The sequence below is a fragment of the Erwinia sp. S43 genome, assembly GCF_016624745.1.
Classification (GTDB): Bacteria; Pseudomonadota; Gammaproteobacteria; order Enterobacterales; family Enterobacteriaceae; genus Erwinia; species Erwinia coffeiphila.
The window spans coordinates 1-16,180 of the sequence record NZ_JACVTX010000009.1 but is presented as its reverse complement, the minus strand read 5'-3'; the positions used below and the strand labels follow the sequence as shown (position 1 = coordinate 16,180).

The following is a 16,180-nucleotide window of genomic DNA, read 5'->3' as shown; positions in this document are numbered from 1 at the left end:
TTCCCCACGGGGGATATAAAAAATAAGGCCCTGCTGAAAAAGCCCGGCCGCAAGAAACGGCCAGAAAAGGTGGCTGCACGCAGCCACCTGAGGTTCCGCTTACATCAGAACTTGTAGTTAACGCTGACGCCGAAGTTGACCGGTTCCCCTGCGCGGGCATACCAGTCACCGTTCATATTGAACGCGCGAGTGACGTAGGTTTCGTTGGTGACGTTTTTCACGTAGGCCGTGATGTCGTACTCGTTGGTGGTGTAACCCGCAAACAGGTTAAGCAGGCCGTAGGCCGACTGTTTTTTGGTGTTGGCATTATCGAAGTAGATGCTGCCGGTGACGTTATAGTCGGTACGTACAAAGAAGCCGTTGGCAAAGTTGTAGTCCGCGCTGAAGCCGTAGTTATAGGCTGGCGCATTCGCCGGACGCTTGTCTTTGTAGTTGGTGGAAACGTAGGTGCCGGTGCCGTTATCGACTTCGGTCGGGAAGTCTTTAAATTTGGCATCGGTATAGCCCGCGTTCGCCGCCAGACGCAGTGCGTCGGTCGCCTGCCAGGTCAGGTCGGTTTCCACCCCACGGCTGACCGATTTGCCGCTGTTGGCGGTATAGGAGTCTGGATAGAAGGTGACTTCGGTCTGCTGGTTTTTCATGTCGATCCAGAACAGTGAGGTGTTCCAGCGAACGCTGTGATCGAACCAGTCGGATTTCAGACCCACTTCATAGTTGGTGGTGTGTTCGGCATCGTAAGAACGGGCCATGTTCGGGCCAAGGGTGTTAAAACCGCCGCTCTTGTAGCCTTTGGAGATGCTGGCGTACAGCATCGCTTCCGGCGTGACGTACCAGTTCACTCCGGCCTTCGGCAGCCAGGCATCGAACGAACGATCGTTGTTGTCTTCGCCGTCGCCGGTCGGATAGCCCATCATGGTGCCGGTTGAGGTGTAGTGCAGGCGTTTTTTGTCGTAGTCGTAGCGCACACCCGCCACCAGCTCGACGTTATCCAGCACGTAGTAGCCCGCATTACCAAACACCGCATAGTTGTCGGTTTTGATCTGCGTGTTGCCCGACTGGAAGTAGTCGTAGGAGTTGTAGCGGTAGGCGATGGTGTTGTTATCGTCCTGGTGCAGGAAGTAGGTGCCCAGCAGCCAGTTGAACGGCCCCTGATCGGTGGAGTTCAGCCGGAATTCCTGCGAGAAGTAGCGCGTTTCACGATCCATCAGCAGTTTGGCTTCGTCGACGTTGGTGAAGTCGAGGTCCTCGTTGTCGATTTTTTTATCGTGGTTGTAGGCGCTGATCGAGGTGAAATCGATGGTATCCCACGAGTACACCGCCTTCATCTGCGCTTTCCATACGTCGACGTCGGCCTGGCCGCCGTAGTCGGACTTCACGTATTTACGGCCGCTTTTGATGTCGTTCCAGTTAACGAACGGCGAGTTGCCGTCGCGCTTGTTCTGCGACTCAAAGGTGGAGATCACGTCCCAGTTGCCGTCCATCGGCTGCCAGCGCAGCTTGACGCGGCCGTAGAAATCGCGGATGCGGTCAACGTCTTTCGCGCCGTCGGATTCACGTTTGAAGTAGCCATCGCCGTAGACATATTTCAGCGCGGTACGGTATGACCAGTCTTCGCTGTCGCCGATTGCACCACCCGCCAGCGCGTCGGCCTGGGTACGGTTGTAGCTACCGTAGGACAGGCCGACTTTGTATTCCGGCACGGTGTCAGGATCTTTGGTGATGACGTTAAGCACGCCCGCTTCGGTGTTGCGACCGTAGAGCGTGGCTTGCGGCCCGCGCAGCACCTCGACCCGGTCAACATCCAGCAGTTCGGCGTCGAACAGCGCGCTGTATACGCCATCAACGAAGAAGCCTACGGCCTGTTCGCCTTCCATGCCCGGCGTCAGGCCGCGAATGGTGAAGAATCCCGCATCGGACGTGTTGCCCGCTTTGGTCATGTAGAAGTTAGGTATGTAGGTCGAAACGTCATAGATATTGTCGATTTTGCGTCGTTCAATATCAAAATCCGTCAGCGTATACATGCTGATTGGCGTTTGCTGTTCGCCTTTAGCCACTTTTTCTGCGGTGACGGTAATGGTGGGCAGTTCGCCCGGTTTGGTTTCGTTATCGGTTTTTTTGTCGGTTGATGCCGCACCTGCCATAAATGACGCGGCGCTTAATGCGACAAAGATAGTTTTGCGATGAAATCTCATCGTAATACTCCATGAGGTAAAGGCTTTTAAAAAACCTGAATCTGCTCACGGTACATTCCAGTGTAAATTATAATGATTATAGCGTTGCCAACTGCCTTGCAATAATAAACCCATCATCATCAGGGTAAATTCAGTCACGAAAAAACTCATTTATAGCCAACAAAAGATCACCGGCATTGCCGTGACCCACGATTGACTCTTTCTGTTATTCAGACTGCCCCACAGGCTCTGTAAGGGCTAATTTTACATAAAAATAACAAATTATTCTTATGTTATCTTTTTTAAGAATCTCTTACCGCAGGCTGTGAAAAAGCCTTCACAGCCTGAAAATTCGATCAACAACCTGATGTATAAAGGAGATTCCTTTACACTCCCTTATGCGGTTTTTGTTATATCATTACCAAAATTGACAAAACAACGACAATAACCGTTAGCATTCTTTATGTGTGATAAAGATCACACTTTCTTATGCAATCGATGTTTTATTTATTTTAATAACACTTTTTGCGTGGGTAAAAATAACAACAAAAGACGCGGAAATAATTCAACAAGTTAGCAGGAAATATTATTCCCAGCCTTAAGTGGTACGATGAGATATATCCTTTTATTCATTGCCGCCATTAGTCGAAATTACCTGACCGTTAATGTGGAAGTTTGAAGAAATTAATTTCCCAAGCGCTGAATCGAATCGGCACAGCGAATAATTCGTTGCTATTTTCCGCCTCAACGCCCGGCATAACAGCGAATAAAGATCCCGCCGTCTTCATTGCTGCCCCGCTGCGGGTCATGATGCCCGCCCGCCAGGCCAAATACGCTGGCTGCATAAGCAAAGCAGGCTTTGTCGTTTCTGCTGCCTGCCGTTAATCCCTATAGTCTGGGTTTTAGATCGGTTAACAACCCATGCCTCAATCTGCTGAACTTTTCTTAGAAACCGCCGGACCCCTTTCCGTTTATCTGTCCCAGCGTGCTGAACCGGCGATCGCCTGGCCGCAGCTGCATGGCGATACTGACGCTGATGTCGTGGTGATCGGCGGTGGCTTTACCGGCCTTTCCTGTGCGCTGAGCCTGGCGGAAAGCGGCGTGCGAACGGTGCTGCTGGAAGCGCGGGAAATCGGCTGGGGCGCTTCCGGCCGTGCATGGGGACAGGTCGCTGCTGCCGCCAAGTTTATGCCCGCGCAAATAGAGAAGGATTTCCCGCCTGAAATCGCCGCACGTATTAACCGCGCGGCCGAAACCGCGCCGGACGTGGTGTTCAATCTGGTAAAACAGCACGACATCCGCTGCGACGCGGTGCGCAGCGGCAATCTTATCGCCGCACATAATCCGGCGAAGGAACAGTGGGTGCGCACTACGGCGCAGGACCTTCAGCGGCGCGGCTATCCGGTTCGCCTGCTGGATGCCGCTGAAACACAGCAGTTTACCGGCAGCCAGCGCTATCGCAGTGCGCTGCTGGATGAACGCGGCGGCGCGCTGAATCCCCTTGGCTACGCGCGCGGGCTGGCGCGGGCCGCCGGGCAGGCAGGCGCAGAGATCTACACGCAGTCACCTTTTACTTCACTACAAAAGTCGGGCAGCGGCTGGCGCATTACCACGCCTCACGGCAGCGTGACGGCGGGCCAGGTGGTGTTTGCTACCGGTGCCTTTACCGGCGAGCTGCTCGGCCAACATACTCAGCGTGAAATCATCCCGGTGCGAGCCTATCAGGCCGTCAGCCAGCCGCTGGCACCGGAGATACTCAGCCAGCTCCTGCCCGGTGGACAGCCGCTGAATGATACCCGCCGGATGTTTTCCGGGGTGCGCATCTGGCCCGATGGCCGTCTGCACGTGGGTCTGGACGGCCCGCTGTTTCGCCACCACGCCGACGGCTGGCTTAACGGCGCGACCCAACGTCTGCAAATGATGTTCCCGCAGCTCACCACGCTGAACTGGGAAAATCACTGGGCGGGCTGGGTGGATATGACCGTCGATCACTATCCGCGACTGCACCGGCTGGCTCCCGGCGTGCTGGCTGCTTACGGCTTCAGCGGGCGCGGCGTCGCCATCGGTACGCTGATGGGGCGCGATCTGGCGGCACTGGCGCGGGGTGAAGAGGAAGATCGGCTGGTGCATCCGCTGACCGACGTCCGGCCTCTTTGGTTCCACGCCGTCCACCGTCCGCTGGTCAGTTCCCTTACCGCTCGCTACCGGCTGGAGGATCGTCTGAACGATGCCCGCTACGGCCGCGAGCCTTCTTCACTTCATCCTTAACACCAGAGATTGCTATGTATCCGATTATTACCTACCACCGCGACGAGCAGCGCCGCGATATTTTCCGCAGCTGGCTCGATGGCCGACCGCAGCTTGATGAGGATCTGCTGATCGAGCGTGCCTTTTACTACAGCAAAAATGAGCAGCACGGCGTTTATTCCGGCTTTGCGAATCTGCGCGACTTTTCTCAGCAGATCGACGCTTTTGATGCCGATCTGTGGCTGATTGTTATCGGCGGGCGGCTGACGCTGCGGCTGAGCAACGGCGATGAGATTACCGCTAACGCCGAGGATAGTCTGGTGATCCCGCGCGGTGCGCAGTTTGCACTGCGCAGTGAAGCGGGTACCCGGGTGTGGTTCAGCGCCTATCAGCCGGAGGCGATTGCTGACGGCCATAGCGATGCGCAGCCGTTCAAAGTGGACGCCGACGTGGAGTTGGGTCTCATCGACGGGCCTGCCGCCGACCTGATTAGCTCCGCCGAACGCCCGACGGTGCATCGCCGCGTGCTGTACCTCAGCGCCGACGGAAAATTCAGCGTGGGGATCTGGCAGGCAACGCCCTATACCCGCCGCCAGGCCGCCTTTGGCGACTACGAGTTGATGTACCCGGTGCAGGGAGAAATCGAACTGAGCAACGCGCTGGGGGAATCCTTCGTCTACGGGCCGGGCCAGGGCGTGGCGGTCAACCGTGGCGTCAGCAATGCCTGGCACAGCACCGGGCTGGTTAAAAAAATCTATAGCAAAATCAGCGTTTAACTTTTTTTTACTTCACCAGGAGAACACCATCATGAACCGTCGCGAGCTTCTTACCGCTATGCCGCTGGCCTTTGCCGCCGCCAGCCTGCCGCTAATTGCCACCGCCGAATCCACCCCGCAGCCGCTGAACCCCGGCGACAGCACCTGGGATCGCATCCAGAAAACTAAAATCCTGCGCATTGGCGCACCGGTGATGGAGCCCTGGTACTTTAAAGACAGCAGCGGCTCGGACCTGCCGGGCGCGGTAGTCAGCAATGGCGTGACCTGGCGCGGTGTCGGCATCAGCTTTGCCAAAGCGGTGGCGGATGCGATGAACGTGCAGCTGGAGATTGTAGAAACCACCTGGGCAAACGCCGTGGCCGGGCTGCAAACCGGGCAGTTTGATACCTTCGTGCTGCTGGATGCCACCCCGGCCCGCGCGCTGTCGGTGAACTTTATCCCCACCCCGCTGCTGTGGTATCCGCTGGCGCTGCTGGCGAAGGACGATGCCAAAATTGAAAACTGGAAGCAGATCAACGACCCGAGCTTTACTATCGGCGTCGGCCTTGGCACCACCTGGGATGAGTTCATCACCAAGGAGGCACCGAAGGCCAACATCAGCCGCTTCCAGAGCAGTGCGGAAATTTTTGCCGCTTTCCAGGCCGGGCGCATTAACGCCGGGCTGATTTCCGCCGTGGCTGCCGACCTGGCGCGTGCGCGCATCGGCAGCGGCAAAACCCTGGTGCCCGCACCGAAGGTTTATATCCCTGGCGGCATTGCGGTGCGCCAGGAGAACGACTCCCGCTGGCTGAACTACCTGAACACCTGTGCGGGCTACTTCTACTACACCGGTAAATCGCAGCAGTTCTATGAAACCTTCCTGAAGTTCCGCGGCATCGATCCGAAAAGCGTGATCCCGGTGCAACGCGAATCCGCGTAATGCGATCCGTTTCCGGCGGGCGTTCAGCGCCCGCCTCCTTCGCCTGAAGTCACTGAGGACGTTATGCATTATCAATGGGACTTCTCCCAGGTTTTCCGGCTGCTACCGCTGCTGCTGGAAGGGCTGGAGGGTACGCTGCTATTAGTGGCCTGGTCACTGCTGGCCGCCATCCCCCTCGGCCTGCTGCTGGCGGTGCTGCGCCTGTCGCCGTCGGCGCTGCTCCGCGCTTTTGCCGGGCTTTACGTGGCCTTTTTCCGCTCCGCCCCGGCCATCGTGCTGATTTACTGGTTTTTCTTTGCCGCTCCGATTCTGTTTGCCTTCAGCCCCGCGCCGCTGACCTCCGCCGTGCTGGCCATCAGCCTGCAGGCTGCCGCCTTCTTCTGCGAGGTGTTCCGGGCCGGTATTCAGGGCGTCGATCGCGGCCAGTGGGAAGCCGCCGCCGCGCTCAATATGCGCGGATGGACGCGCTTTCGGCTGATTGTGCTGCCGCAGGCGCTGCGCCACGTGATGCCCGCGTTTATGAACCGGCTGATCGATCTGATCAAAACCACCACTCTGGCGTCGGTGATCGGCTTCAGCGAAGTGGTGTATAACGCCGGGCGGATTTCGTCGCAAACCTTCCGCCCGCTGGAAACCTTCACCCTGCTCGGGGGGCTGTTCTTCGTACTGCTGGCGATGATCGGCCTGGCGGCACGCGGGCTTGAACGCCGCTGGCAGCAGGAGGTGCGCCGATGAACTACAGCCTGAATTTTCATTTCCTGCTCAACTACCGCGCGGTGCTGTGGGAAGGATTGCTCAACACCGTACAGCTGTCGCTGGCGATTATGGTCAGCGGTTTCCTGCTCGGCACCCTGCTGGCGCTGCTGCGGCTGTCCCCACGCCCGGCTGTGCGCGCAGTGGGGCAGATCTACGTTAATCTGCTGCGCAATCTGCCCGCGCTGATCGTGCTGTTCTGGTTCTTCTACGCCCTGCCGCTGTACACCGGGATGCAGGTGAGCCGCTTTCTGACCGCCTGGCTGGCGTTCAGCCTGTATACCGCCGCCTACTTCTGCGAGATTTTGCGCGGCAGCCTGCAAAAACTGCCTGCCGGGCAGTGGGAAGCCGCCAGTATGCTGGGCTTTTCCCGCCGCCGGGCGTTTGCGGTGCTGATGCTGCCGCAGGCGCTGCGCCACAGCCTGCCCGCGCTGGTTAACGAGGTGATTGAGATCGTCAAAATCAGCGCGGTAGCGGCGACTATCGCCTTCCCTGAGCTGCTGAGCCAGGCGCGGATGATCAGCGACAGTGAATATCGCCCGGTGGAAACCTACACCGCCGTAGCGGGCATCATTATGGTGTTTATCCTGCTGTTAAGCGCGCTGGCGTGGCTGATTGAGGCCCGCTATGCCCCCGCCAAATCGAGGTCGTTATGATTGAATTACGCAATATCCAAAAATCGTTCGGCGGGCAGCCGGTGCTGCGCGGCATCGATCTGCGCATCGAAAAAGGGGAAGTGGTGGTGATCCTCGGGGCCAGCGGCTCCGGGAAAAGTACCCTGCTGCGCTGCATGAATCTGCTGGAAACGCCCGATCGCGGCGAGATTGTCCTCAACGGCCAGCCGCTGGGTAAACCCGCACGCGACGGTGCGCGGCGCTACGACGACCGCGATTTGCAGGCGCTGCGCGAGAAAACCGGTATGGTATTCCAACAGTTTAACCTGTTTCCGCACCTGACTGTGGAGCGCAATATCACCGTGGCGCAGACCCATATTCTGCGCCGCAGCGCCAGCGAGGCGAAAAGCATCGCAGAACACTATCTTGCCAAGGTCGGGCTGGCGGATAAAGCCACGTCGCTGCCGACCCAGCTCTCCGGCGGGCAACAGCAGCGCGTGGCGATTGCGCGGGCGCTGGCAATGAAGCCGGAGCTGATGCTGTTTGACGAGGTGACCTCGGCGCTGGACCCGGAACTGGTCGGCGAGGTATTGAACACTATCAAGGCGTTGCGCGATGAGGGCATGACCATGGCGATTGTCACCCACGAGCTGGGCTTTGCGTGGCACGTTGCCGACCGCATCGTCTTTCTGCGCGACGGCAAGATCTACGAGCAGGGTACGCCGGATGAGATCCTGCTGCGCCCTTCTCTGCCGCATACCCAGCGCTTTCTCGCCAGCCACACCACCTTCACGCTGCCGGTGGCATGAATCGCGTGACGGACTGCATCGTGATTGGCTCCGGGGTGATTGGCTGCGCCACCGCACTCCGGCTTCAGCGTGAGGGGCATTCGGTGCTGCTGCTGGATGCCAGTCGCCCCGGCGCGGGCGCGTCGTTTGGCAATGCGGGGATGGTCGGGCCGAATGCGGTGGTGCCCATGGCGACGCCCGGCTTCTGGCGACAGCTGCCTGCCCTGCTGTTCGGCGACAGGAAGAGCGTGATCGTCCGGCCACACGCGCTGCCTGACGCCCTGCGCTGGCTGCGGCTTAGCCTGAAGATGGCCGACGAGGTACAGCTTCTGCGCAGCCGCGATGGGCTGCACAGGCTGCATCATCAGGCCATTGAGGGCTGGCGTGAGCTGCTGGGTGAAGAGGCCTGGACGCCGCTGTTTCGCCCCGGCAGCACCGTTTCCCGCCATGAATCCACTCGCGCAGAGGCGGTGATGGCCTCGCTGGCCACCCGGCTGCGGGAGCAGATTGGCGTATCGACACGCCTTATCTCCCCTGCAACTATTGCCCGCTGTTTCCCGGAGATCGCGGCCGAAAGAGCCATTTTTACCGCCGTTGACCACACCGCCGCCGTACGCGATCCGGCCGCACTGCTGGAGACGCTCCGGCAAAATTTTATCGCCGCCGGAGGCCGCTGGCAGCGCTACCGCGCCGAGCGCCTGACGGTCAGCGAGGGACGCATCCACAGCCTGACCGGCGACGGAGGCAGGCTGCACGCGGACCACTACATTCTGGCTGCGGGCCACGCTTCCACCGCCCTGCTCCCCACTAGCAGTCTGCACATCCCGCTCATCGCCGAGCGCGGCTATCACATTTTGCTGGAACGCAGCCGCCCGCTGTTTGCCGACTCGCCGCAGGACGGTTTCGCACCCTGCGTACTGCACGATGCCAGCCATAAGTGCGTGATAACGGAAATGTCCGGCGGCATTCGGGTCAGCGGCTTTGCTGAATACGCCCATCCGGGCAGCCCCGCCCGCCGCGACTGCTACGACCGGCTGGAGCGCTACTTTCGCCAGCGCTTTCCGCGCTATCCCCGGGTACGCCTGTCGCATTGGTACGGGCATCGCCCGTCAACGCCGGACTCGCTGCCCTATATCGATCGCCATCCCGCCGCTGCGAACCTGATTTGCGCCTTCGGACACGGCCATTACGGCATGTCCGGCGCGCCAGCGACCGCGCGGTGGGTGAGCGATCTGATCGCCAGTGGTGATGATTCGGCCGCGCGGTCGCCGTTCAGCCTGCGCCGCTTTACCGACGAATAAAAGGAGCGCCCGATGAGCGTTACTCTCTCTTTTGAACAGCTGCATGAACGTATACAGGCGGTACTGGCCGCCGCAGGTATTCCTTCCACCATCGCAGGGATACTGACTCAGCGTATTGCGATTGCCGAGCGCGACGGCACGCTGAGCCACGGCCTGATGCGCCTGCCGGACTATCTGGCCTCGATACGGGCGGGATGGATTACGGCCGATGCACAGCCGGTGATTGACGCGCAGCCGTCGCCGTTTGTGCAGGCGGACGGCGGCAACGGCTTTACCCAGGCAGCCGCACAGCTGGCGCAGCGGGCAGTGCTCGAACGGCTGTCCCGTTACGGGATTGCTCTGTTAAGCATTCGCAACGCGCACCATATCGGCGCGCTGTGGACCGATATTGAGGAGTACGCCGAACGCGGCTATGTTGCACTAAACTTTGTCAATTCGCGCCCGCGCCTGGCGGTGTACGGTTCACCGGGGCCGCTGGTCGGCACCAATGCCATGGCCTTTGCCTTCCCCGATGGTAAAGGCGGCGTGCTGGGCTGGGATCAGGCCTCCAGCACAATGTCGCTGGGCGAGGTCAAGCAGCATGCACTGCGCGGCGTGCCGCTGCCGGAAGGCACGGGGCTGGATCAATCCGGCCAGCCAACCACCGATCCCGCTGCGGTCCTGCACGGCGGCACGCTGCTGCCGTTCGGCGGCCACAAAGGTTCGGGGATTGCGCTGATGGTGGAGGTGATGGCCGCCGCGCTGACCGGTGGGCGTTTCGGCTTTGAAGATCGCTCAGCGAAGTATCCCGGCGCAGCCAGTTCCAACGCCGGGCAGACGATTATCGTTATCGATCCGGCGTTCAGCACCGCCATGCCGTTTGCCGAGCGCATCGCCAGCCTGGTGACGCACCTGCACGGCGATGCCGATCTGCGCCTGCCGGGCGAGCGCCGCCGCCAGCAGCGGCAGCTAACCGAACAGCACGGCTTTACTGTGGCGGGTGAAACGGCGGTGCTGCTGGGTGTGGCTTAGCACAAGGAACAAAACGACTTTGCGACGGGTGTCACCTCGCGCTGAGCGGCGTATATTTTAACTTTTGCAACGGAGAATGTTATGAGTCAACTATTCAGCCCCGTCCATATCGGCCAGCTGGCGCTGGACAACCGCATCGTGATTGCGCCGATGTGCCAGTATTCTGCCGATAACGGCCATGCCACCGCCTGGCACCGCATTCATCTCGGCCATTTAGCGCTTTCCGGGGCCGGGCTGCTGATTCTGGAGGCCACGGCGGTTGAACCCGCAGGCCGCATCTCTCCCGCCGATTTAGGGCTGTGGGATGATTCAACCGAGGCGGCACTGGCCGAGGTGGTGCGCGATATCCGCACGTATTCGCCGATTCGGCTCGGCATCCAGCTGGGCCACGCCGGGCGTAAAGCCTCCTGTGCCGCACCGTGGAACGGTGGCCACCAGCTGAGTCAGGAACAGGGAGGATGGCAAACCGTTGCGCCGTCGGCGGCCCGCTTTGCCGAGGGCGATGCACCTCCGCATGCGCTGACCAAAGAGGAACTTGGCGAACTCAAGCAGGCGTTTGTGCGCAGCGCCGAGCGCGCGGTGCGTCTGGGCTTCGAGCTGATTGAGCTGCACGCGGCGCACGGCTATCTGCTGCACCAGTTCCTCTCACCGCTCAGCAACCAGCGCGAAGATGAGTACGGCGGATCGCTGGAAAATCGCCTGCGTTTCCCGCTTGAGGTGTTCCGCGCGGTGCGTGAAGCCGTACCGGCATCGGTGGCGGTGGGCGCACGACTGTCGGCCACCGACTGGGTGGCGGGCGGCTGGGATGTGCAGCAGTCGATTACCTTCAGCCGGGAACTGGAAGCGCTGCGCTGCGACTACCTGCATATTTCCAGCGGCGGGCTGTCCACCGCTCAGGCGATTACCGTACGGGATGGCTATCAGCTGCCGTTTGCACGCGATATTCGCCAGCAGGTCACTATTCCGGTGATTGGCGTTGGGCTGATCACCGATCCGCATCAGGCCGAAGCCGCTATGACCGATGGCGATGCCGACCTGATCGCGCTGGGGCGCGGTATTCTCTATAACCCGCGCTGGCCGTGGCATGCCGCCGCCGCGCTCAAAGGTGAGGTCAGCGTTCCGCCGCAGTATCTGCGTTCGGAACCGCACGGGGTTAAGGGCACGTTTAAAAGCGGCTCGTGAGCAATTAAAGCAGATGTTTCGGCATCTGCTCATCAGAGTCATGGCGGGAAGAATATCTACCCGCCATTTCGCTTAGTTATCCAGATTATTCGCTTTTAAGTACTGATTAAACACCGGATCGACACTAAACAGGCCATATTCTTGCAGCTTTTCCAGTTCGAGTATTTCCAACCTGGAAGAAGGAACCTGCAGCATCGCGTCCATCAGATAACCCGGCACGCGCATTTCACTCAGATAGGCTCTGATCGACTTTTCGGTATCCGCATAGAGCTGTTCTTCCCGATCGTAGTCCGCACCAGGCTTTTGCGAACTCAGGCTGTAAAAGGAGTGGATGCCGATTTCTCCCGCCGCAAAGCGCCCCACGCCCCCCGCCAGCAGCAGCACGCAGGAGGAATAGCAGTGCGCATTCATCGGCACCAGCACCTGAATTTTGTTTTTCCGCAGCAGTCGGCCGATGCGCATTGCCTCTTCCACATCGCCGCCGTTGGACTGGATCTGGATCATTCCGGTTCGCGTTGAGGGGTCTATTTTCGCCAGCTTTTCGATCCGGCTCGCTATCTTATCCGCATCGCCCTTCACGATGTCACCTTCGTACACATCCATCAGGCACATGCCGTAGCCCATTAGTGGGCAAAACGATCCCGGCTTCTGGAACTCCCAGTTACTCAGGGTTAAGGCAGAGGAATTGCATGAGACTAAAAACAACAGCGAAATAAAAAACTTCTTCATTTTGGATTACACCACTGAATTTGCAGGGATTTCCAACCCGCTTTGAGGCCGATAAGAGTAAAGGATTTTCACACCCCTCGCCAGTCGCCCTTCTTCCTACGTTTTGCTCATGCATAAAGGACGGGGCTATCAGCGTTAACTGATAGCCCCGTAAGCAGTGCTTTTGGATACCGTCACAACCTGCGTGAACCCCGTTAGCGGGGGAATCATTCCCCCGCGCGGGTCGCTACTTACCGGATTCGTAAGCCATGAATAATGCAGCAACCTCCCGATCTGCCTCCTTCCAGCGCAATTCGCAGAGCGTTTCGCGCGTCAGCCAGGTAAATATTAACAGTGTGATGCAGATAATTAGCAAACACACGATAATAACAGCGGGTGGCAATCTCATAGCCGTTCTCCTTGTCTTTCGACGGGTAAGAGGCTACATTCACGTTGTTGGGACGATCAGTAGGCCTCGTTGGTGATTGAAAAATTACCTTCGGGGCTTTCTGCTTTTTGTCTCCGACGCATTTGCATGAGACCAGACAAAAAGCCTCAAGCACCGTGGTGAAGTATGCTGTGTTTTAAGACAGGAGTGTATTAGTAGATTATTGTATTTTCTTGTGAATTTCTTTCCGCATGAGCTGATAGTCCCCAGGTTAGTTGGCTACCCATTGATTACTGAAACCTGTCTTTTTACCCATATTTCGTCTTTGACACTTCTCAAAACCCACACTCTTCACCGGGTCACCTGAAACTCGGCATTAATAATCGTTTGCATCATCAATTGTTATGTTATAACGTTTCATGATGTAAATTTTTGTATGCCTTTATGGCTTTTCGCCAGGGATAAAATCAGGAGAGTGATGTGATGAAGAAGCCCCGCCTGCCCGCGTTAACGCTGGTGATGGCATCCATGCTGTCGCTGTTTGCTACCGCGCAGGCAAACGCCAAAATCAATGTGATCGCCAGTTTTTCAATTATTGGCGATATGGCGCACAGCATTGGTGAAGACCGCATTACGCTGCGCACGATTGTTGGACCAAACGGCGATGCGCACGTCTATGAACCGTCGCCAGCTGACGCTATCGCAATGGCCAAAGCCGATGTGATCCTGATTAACGGCCTGAAGCTGGAAGGCTTTATGACCCGGCTGATCCGCTCCAGCGAGAGCACCGCGCCGGTTATTGAAACCACCAAAGACGCCACGATCCTGCGCGATCCGGCAGGTGGGCACTATCACTTCAACAACGGCAAAGCGGTATTCCATGCCGCCCCGTTCGATCCGCACGCCTGGCAGTCCGTCGCCAATGCGAAAATTTACGTGAAGAATATTACCGAGGCGTTTTGCGCGGCGGATAAGGATAACTGCACGTTTTATCAGCAGAACGCCGATCGCTATACGGAAAAACTGAGCGTGCTGGATAGCAAAATCACTGCCGCAATTCAGCAGGTGCCGCCGGAGAGGCGCACCGTGGTCGTCGGGCATCATGCCTTCCGCTATTTCGAAGAGGCTTACGGCATCCATTTCCTTTCGCCGCAGGGCGTATCCACGGAGTCTGAAGCCTCGGCGGCGGACGTAGCCGGAATTTTGCGGGAGATAAAAACCCACCGCGCCTCCGCCATTTTCGCTGAGAACATTTCTAATCCGCGGCTGGTACAGCAGATCGCCAGTGAAGCCGGGCTGCACGTTGCCGGTACGCTTTACTCCGATGCACTTTCCGCCGCCGATGGCCCTGCCGCCACCTATCTCGCCATGATGGAACACAACGCCACAACGCTTGCGGCCGCCGCCATCGGCAAGCAGTAACCGACTCATTATTCTGGGAAATAGTTAAAGATGGAGAAAAGCATGAAAAAACGCATTTTATCAGCGGCGATTTCCGCGCTGCTGTTGGGTGTCGCGGCGGGTTCCGCACAGGCTGAAGACGACGTTAACGCCTGGCGGCTGTTTGTTGCCGATCACGATAAGCCGGTGATTAATGTGATTGATGCGCTGGACGGCGACAAGCTGGCGACCTTTAACGTCAAGGGCCCGGCCAGCCTTTCGCGCACCGAGAGCGGCGCGGTGGTATTTGCGATTCAGGGCAGCGCCAACGTGGTGTCGGCGATTTCTTCCGGCATTGCCTTCCACGATCACGGCGATCATGCCGATATCGATATTGACGATGCAAAACTGCTGAAAGTTGAGCTGGACGGCAAAAAGCCCGGCCACTTTGTGGAGCGCCAGGGCAAGGTTGCGCAGTGGTTTGACGGTGAAAACAGCGCACAGCTGCTGACCGAGCATGCGGTACTGGCGGGCAAAAATGATGCGGCCAAAGTGAGTGTTGTGGCCGCGCATCACGGCGTAGCGGTCCCATACGATGGTTACGCGGTGGTTTCTATTCCGAATCCTGAAGATGCTACTAAGCGCCCAATCGGCGCGCGGGTGGTCGATCTGAAAGGGAATAAAGTAGGCGAAGATGCCGCCTGCCCGGGACTGCACGGTTCTGCCGGTTCGGGCAATATCTATGCCCTCTCCTGCGCTACCGGCCTGCTGCTTATCACGCAAAATGACGATGCGCCGGTGATTAAGCATCTGCCTTACGCAAAATCACTGCCGGAAGGCAGCACCTCCACGCTGATTGGCGGCAAGGGCATGCAGTACTTTATTGGCAACTACGGCCCGGACCGCCTGGTGCTGATTGACCCGACCGAAGCGGACAGCTTCCGGTTGATCCAGCTGCCAACCCGCCGCGTGCATTTTGCCGTTGATCCGGTGCGGCCGAAATTCGCTTACGTGTTTACTGAAGACGGCAAGTTGAATCAGATTGATGTGCTGAAGGGGCAGATTACCCAGTCGGTGAAGATCACCGAGCCCTACTCAATGGACGGCCACTGGAACGATCCGCGCCCGCGCATTGCCGTGGCGGACAGCAAAATCTTTGTGACCGATCCGCTGAAAAGCAAAATCCACGTGCTGGATGCGGTGGCGTTTAAAGAAACCGGCGAGATCGCGGTGGCTGGCCAGCCGTTTAATATCGTGGCGGTGGGCGGATCGGGCAAAGTTCACGGCGGCGGGCACGCTCACGACGAACACGGTCACAGCCATGAGAACGCGCATAACCACGAACACACGCATTAACAGGTAAAAGCTCCGCCGCCGGAACAGGCCCCGGCGGCGTGGCTTGCGGCTTATGCCCGGCTGCGCAGCTGGGTGCAGAACGGGCAGCCGCATCCGGCGACCGGGACGGCGGCGCAGGTGGCAAAGGCGCTGGCCTGACCTCGCACCCCGTGTGGATTGTAGAAGTTGCCGATTAGCGCATTTTCAGCAGTTTTTAACTGCTCCTGCGACGGAGCGGAAATTTGAGTCTCTTTAGCCTGAAAGGCCAGAGCCTGGGCCGAGGCCATCGTCAGAGAGAGCGCAATAATTTTACTGATTTTCATCTGAACCCCTAATAAGCATTCCGGGCGCTGTCGGGCTGTCTTAACGACTGCGGGCATTGGGTGAAACGGTTTTAGTTTAAAAACTGAAGCTTAATCTGAACGGTTATAAAATAACATAACATCCGCTTCGCGCTGCGCAAATTTCTTTCCAATGACTCTTTAATTTCTTGCCGATGACTCTGTTACATATTCAGTCCACGAAAAAGTTTCCCAGACTGCGCTCTCCCCACTTACCCACTTACCCACTTACCCACTTACCCACTTACCCACTTACCCACTTACCC

At 58.2% G+C, this 16,180-nt stretch carries 16 protein-coding genes; 12 read left to right on the top strand and 4 right to left on the bottom strand.

All coding sequences use genetic code 11. From position 1 onward, the window contains the following. Window positions 1-104: 104 nt before the first annotated feature. The gene (locus IBT47_RS12920) at window positions 105-2,192 is read right to left on the bottom strand and encodes a TonB-dependent receptor (protein WP_200560731.1); all 2,088 of its coding nucleotides are present in this window, start codon (window positions 2,190-2,192) and stop codon (window positions 105-107) included. A 654-nt stretch (window positions 2,193-2,846) separates the two neighbouring features. Between IBT47_RS12920 and IBT47_RS12915 the strand changes: the two genes are divergently transcribed. The 10 genes from IBT47_RS12915 to IBT47_RS12870 all read left to right on the top strand — a co-directional run bounded on the left by IBT47_RS12915 (window position 2,847) and on the right by IBT47_RS12870 (window position 11,762). After that, window positions 2,847-3,056 (top strand): hypothetical protein, encoded by a 210-nt coding sequence (locus IBT47_RS12915; RefSeq protein ID WP_200560730.1) that lies wholly within the window; start codon window positions 2,847-2,849, stop codon window positions 3,054-3,056. Between the two features lie 36 nt (window positions 3,057-3,092). Continuing rightward, entirely contained in the window at window positions 3,093-4,439 is a 1,347-nt protein-coding gene (locus IBT47_RS12910) for an FAD-binding oxidoreductase (RefSeq protein WP_200560729.1), read from the top strand. A gap of 14 nt (window positions 4,440-4,453) precedes the next feature. Beyond that, window positions 4,454-5,194: a cupin domain-containing protein gene (locus IBT47_RS12905; RefSeq protein WP_200560728.1), complete on the top strand. Its 741-nt coding sequence runs from the start codon at window positions 4,454-4,456 to the stop codon at window positions 5,192-5,194. 31 nt (window positions 5,195-5,225) lie between these two features. Further along, window positions 5,226-6,113 carry a transporter substrate-binding domain-containing protein gene (locus IBT47_RS12900; RefSeq protein ID WP_200560727.1) on the top strand — a complete coding sequence of 296 codons (888 nt, stop codon included), beginning with the start codon at window positions 5,226-5,228 and terminating at the stop codon, window positions 6,111-6,113. Window positions 6,114-6,176: 63 nt separating this feature from the next. Further along, entirely contained in the window at window positions 6,177-6,848 is a 672-nt protein-coding gene (locus IBT47_RS12895) for an amino acid ABC transporter permease (RefSeq protein ID WP_200560726.1), read from the top strand. Next, the gene (locus IBT47_RS12890; protein ID WP_200560725.1) at window positions 6,845-7,522 is read left to right on the top strand and encodes an amino acid ABC transporter permease; all 678 of its coding nucleotides are present in this window, start codon (window positions 6,845-6,847) and stop codon (window positions 7,520-7,522) included. Before IBT47_RS12895 ends, IBT47_RS12890 begins: the two co-directional genes overlap by 4 nt. Next, a complete protein-coding gene (locus IBT47_RS12885) occupies window positions 7,519-8,289 on the top strand; it encodes an amino acid ABC transporter ATP-binding protein (protein ID WP_200560724.1) in 771 nt (256 codons plus the stop codon). Before IBT47_RS12890 ends, IBT47_RS12885 begins: the two co-directional genes overlap by 4 nt. Further along, entirely contained in the window at window positions 8,286-9,569 is a 1,284-nt protein-coding gene (locus tag IBT47_RS12880; RefSeq protein WP_200560723.1) for an FAD-binding oxidoreductase, read from the top strand. Before IBT47_RS12885 ends, IBT47_RS12880 begins: the two co-directional genes overlap by 4 nt. A gap of 12 nt (window positions 9,570-9,581) precedes the next feature. After that, window positions 9,582-10,580: an Ldh family oxidoreductase gene (locus tag IBT47_RS12875; protein ID WP_200560722.1), complete on the top strand. Its 999-nt coding sequence runs from the start codon at window positions 9,582-9,584 to the stop codon at window positions 10,578-10,580. Between the two features lie 81 nt (window positions 10,581-10,661). Further along, window positions 10,662-11,762, top strand: a complete 1,101-nt coding sequence (locus tag IBT47_RS12870) for an NADH:flavin oxidoreductase/NADH oxidase (RefSeq protein WP_200560721.1) — start codon at window positions 10,662-10,664, stop codon at window positions 11,760-11,762. 72 nt (window positions 11,763-11,834) lie between these two features. On the opposite strand, the gene IBT47_RS12865 is transcribed toward IBT47_RS12870, so the two are convergent. Both IBT47_RS12865 and IBT47_RS12860 read right to left on the bottom strand, forming a co-directional pair. After that, window positions 11,835-12,491 (bottom strand): hypothetical protein, encoded by a 657-nt coding sequence (locus tag IBT47_RS12865; protein WP_200560720.1) that lies wholly within the window; start codon window positions 12,489-12,491, stop codon window positions 11,835-11,837. A gap of 226 nt (window positions 12,492-12,717) precedes the next feature. Beyond that, window positions 12,718-12,879 carry a type I toxin-antitoxin system Hok family toxin gene (locus tag IBT47_RS12860; RefSeq protein ID WP_200560719.1) on the bottom strand — a complete coding sequence of 54 codons (162 nt, stop codon included), beginning with the start codon at window positions 12,877-12,879 and terminating at the stop codon, window positions 12,718-12,720. Between the two features lie 462 nt (window positions 12,880-13,341). On the opposite strand from IBT47_RS12860, the gene aztC reads away from it, so the two are divergent. Beyond that, on the top strand, window positions 13,342-14,280 hold the full coding sequence (gene aztC, locus IBT47_RS12855) for a zinc ABC transporter substrate-binding protein AztC (protein ID WP_200560854.1): 939 nt from the start codon (window positions 13,342-13,344) through the stop codon (window positions 14,278-14,280). Between the two features lie 42 nt (window positions 14,281-14,322). After that, the gene (gene aztD, locus IBT47_RS12850; protein ID WP_200560718.1) at window positions 14,323-15,594 is read left to right on the top strand and encodes a zinc metallochaperone AztD; all 1,272 of its coding nucleotides are present in this window, start codon (window positions 14,323-14,325) and stop codon (window positions 15,592-15,594) included. A gap of 50 nt (window positions 15,595-15,644) precedes the next feature. Here aztD and IBT47_RS12845 read toward each other — a convergent pair whose 3' ends face one another. Continuing rightward, window positions 15,645-15,896, bottom strand: coding sequence for a hypothetical protein (locus IBT47_RS12845; RefSeq protein ID WP_105592676.1), 252 nt, complete (start codon window positions 15,894-15,896; stop codon window positions 15,645-15,647). Window positions 15,897-16,180 lie beyond the last annotated feature (284 nt).

Coding starts and splice junctions, on each gene's coding strand:
- IBT47_RS12880 (WP_200560723.1), top strand. CDS start 8,286: ATGAATCGCGTGACGGACTGCATCGTGATTGGCTCCGGGGTGATTGGC.
- IBT47_RS12900 (WP_200560727.1), top strand. CDS start 5,226: ATGAACCGTCGCGAGCTTCTTACCGCTATGCCGCTGGCCTTTGCCGCC.
- IBT47_RS12910 (WP_200560729.1), top strand. CDS start 3,093: ATGCCTCAATCTGCTGAACTTTTCTTAGAAACCGCCGGACCCCTTTCC.
- IBT47_RS12905 (WP_200560728.1), top strand. CDS start 4,454: ATGTATCCGATTATTACCTACCACCGCGACGAGCAGCGCCGCGATATT.
- IBT47_RS12895 (WP_200560726.1), top strand. CDS start 6,177: ATGCATTATCAATGGGACTTCTCCCAGGTTTTCCGGCTGCTACCGCTG.
- aztC (WP_200560854.1), top strand. CDS start 13,342: ATGAAGAAGCCCCGCCTGCCCGCGTTAACGCTGGTGATGGCATCCATG.
- aztD (WP_200560718.1), top strand. CDS start 14,323: ATGAAAAAACGCATTTTATCAGCGGCGATTTCCGCGCTGCTGTTGGGT.
- IBT47_RS12860 (WP_200560719.1), bottom strand. CDS start 12,879: ATGAGATTGCCACCCGCTGTTATTATCGTGTGTTTGCTAATTATCTGC.
- IBT47_RS12865 (WP_200560720.1), bottom strand. CDS start 12,491: ATGAAGAAGTTTTTTATTTCGCTGTTGTTTTTAGTCTCATGCAATTCC.
- IBT47_RS12890 (WP_200560725.1), top strand. CDS start 6,845: ATGAACTACAGCCTGAATTTTCATTTCCTGCTCAACTACCGCGCGGTG.
- IBT47_RS12875 (WP_200560722.1), top strand. CDS start 9,582: ATGAGCGTTACTCTCTCTTTTGAACAGCTGCATGAACGTATACAGGCG.
- IBT47_RS12920 (WP_200560731.1), bottom strand. CDS start 2,192: ATGAGATTTCATCGCAAAACTATCTTTGTCGCATTAAGCGCCGCGTCA.
- IBT47_RS12870 (WP_200560721.1), top strand. CDS start 10,662: ATGAGTCAACTATTCAGCCCCGTCCATATCGGCCAGCTGGCGCTGGAC.
- IBT47_RS12885 (WP_200560724.1), top strand. CDS start 7,519: ATGATTGAATTACGCAATATCCAAAAATCGTTCGGCGGGCAGCCGGTG.
- IBT47_RS12845 (WP_105592676.1), bottom strand. CDS start 15,896: ATGAAAATCAGTAAAATTATTGCGCTCTCTCTGACGATGGCCTCGGCC.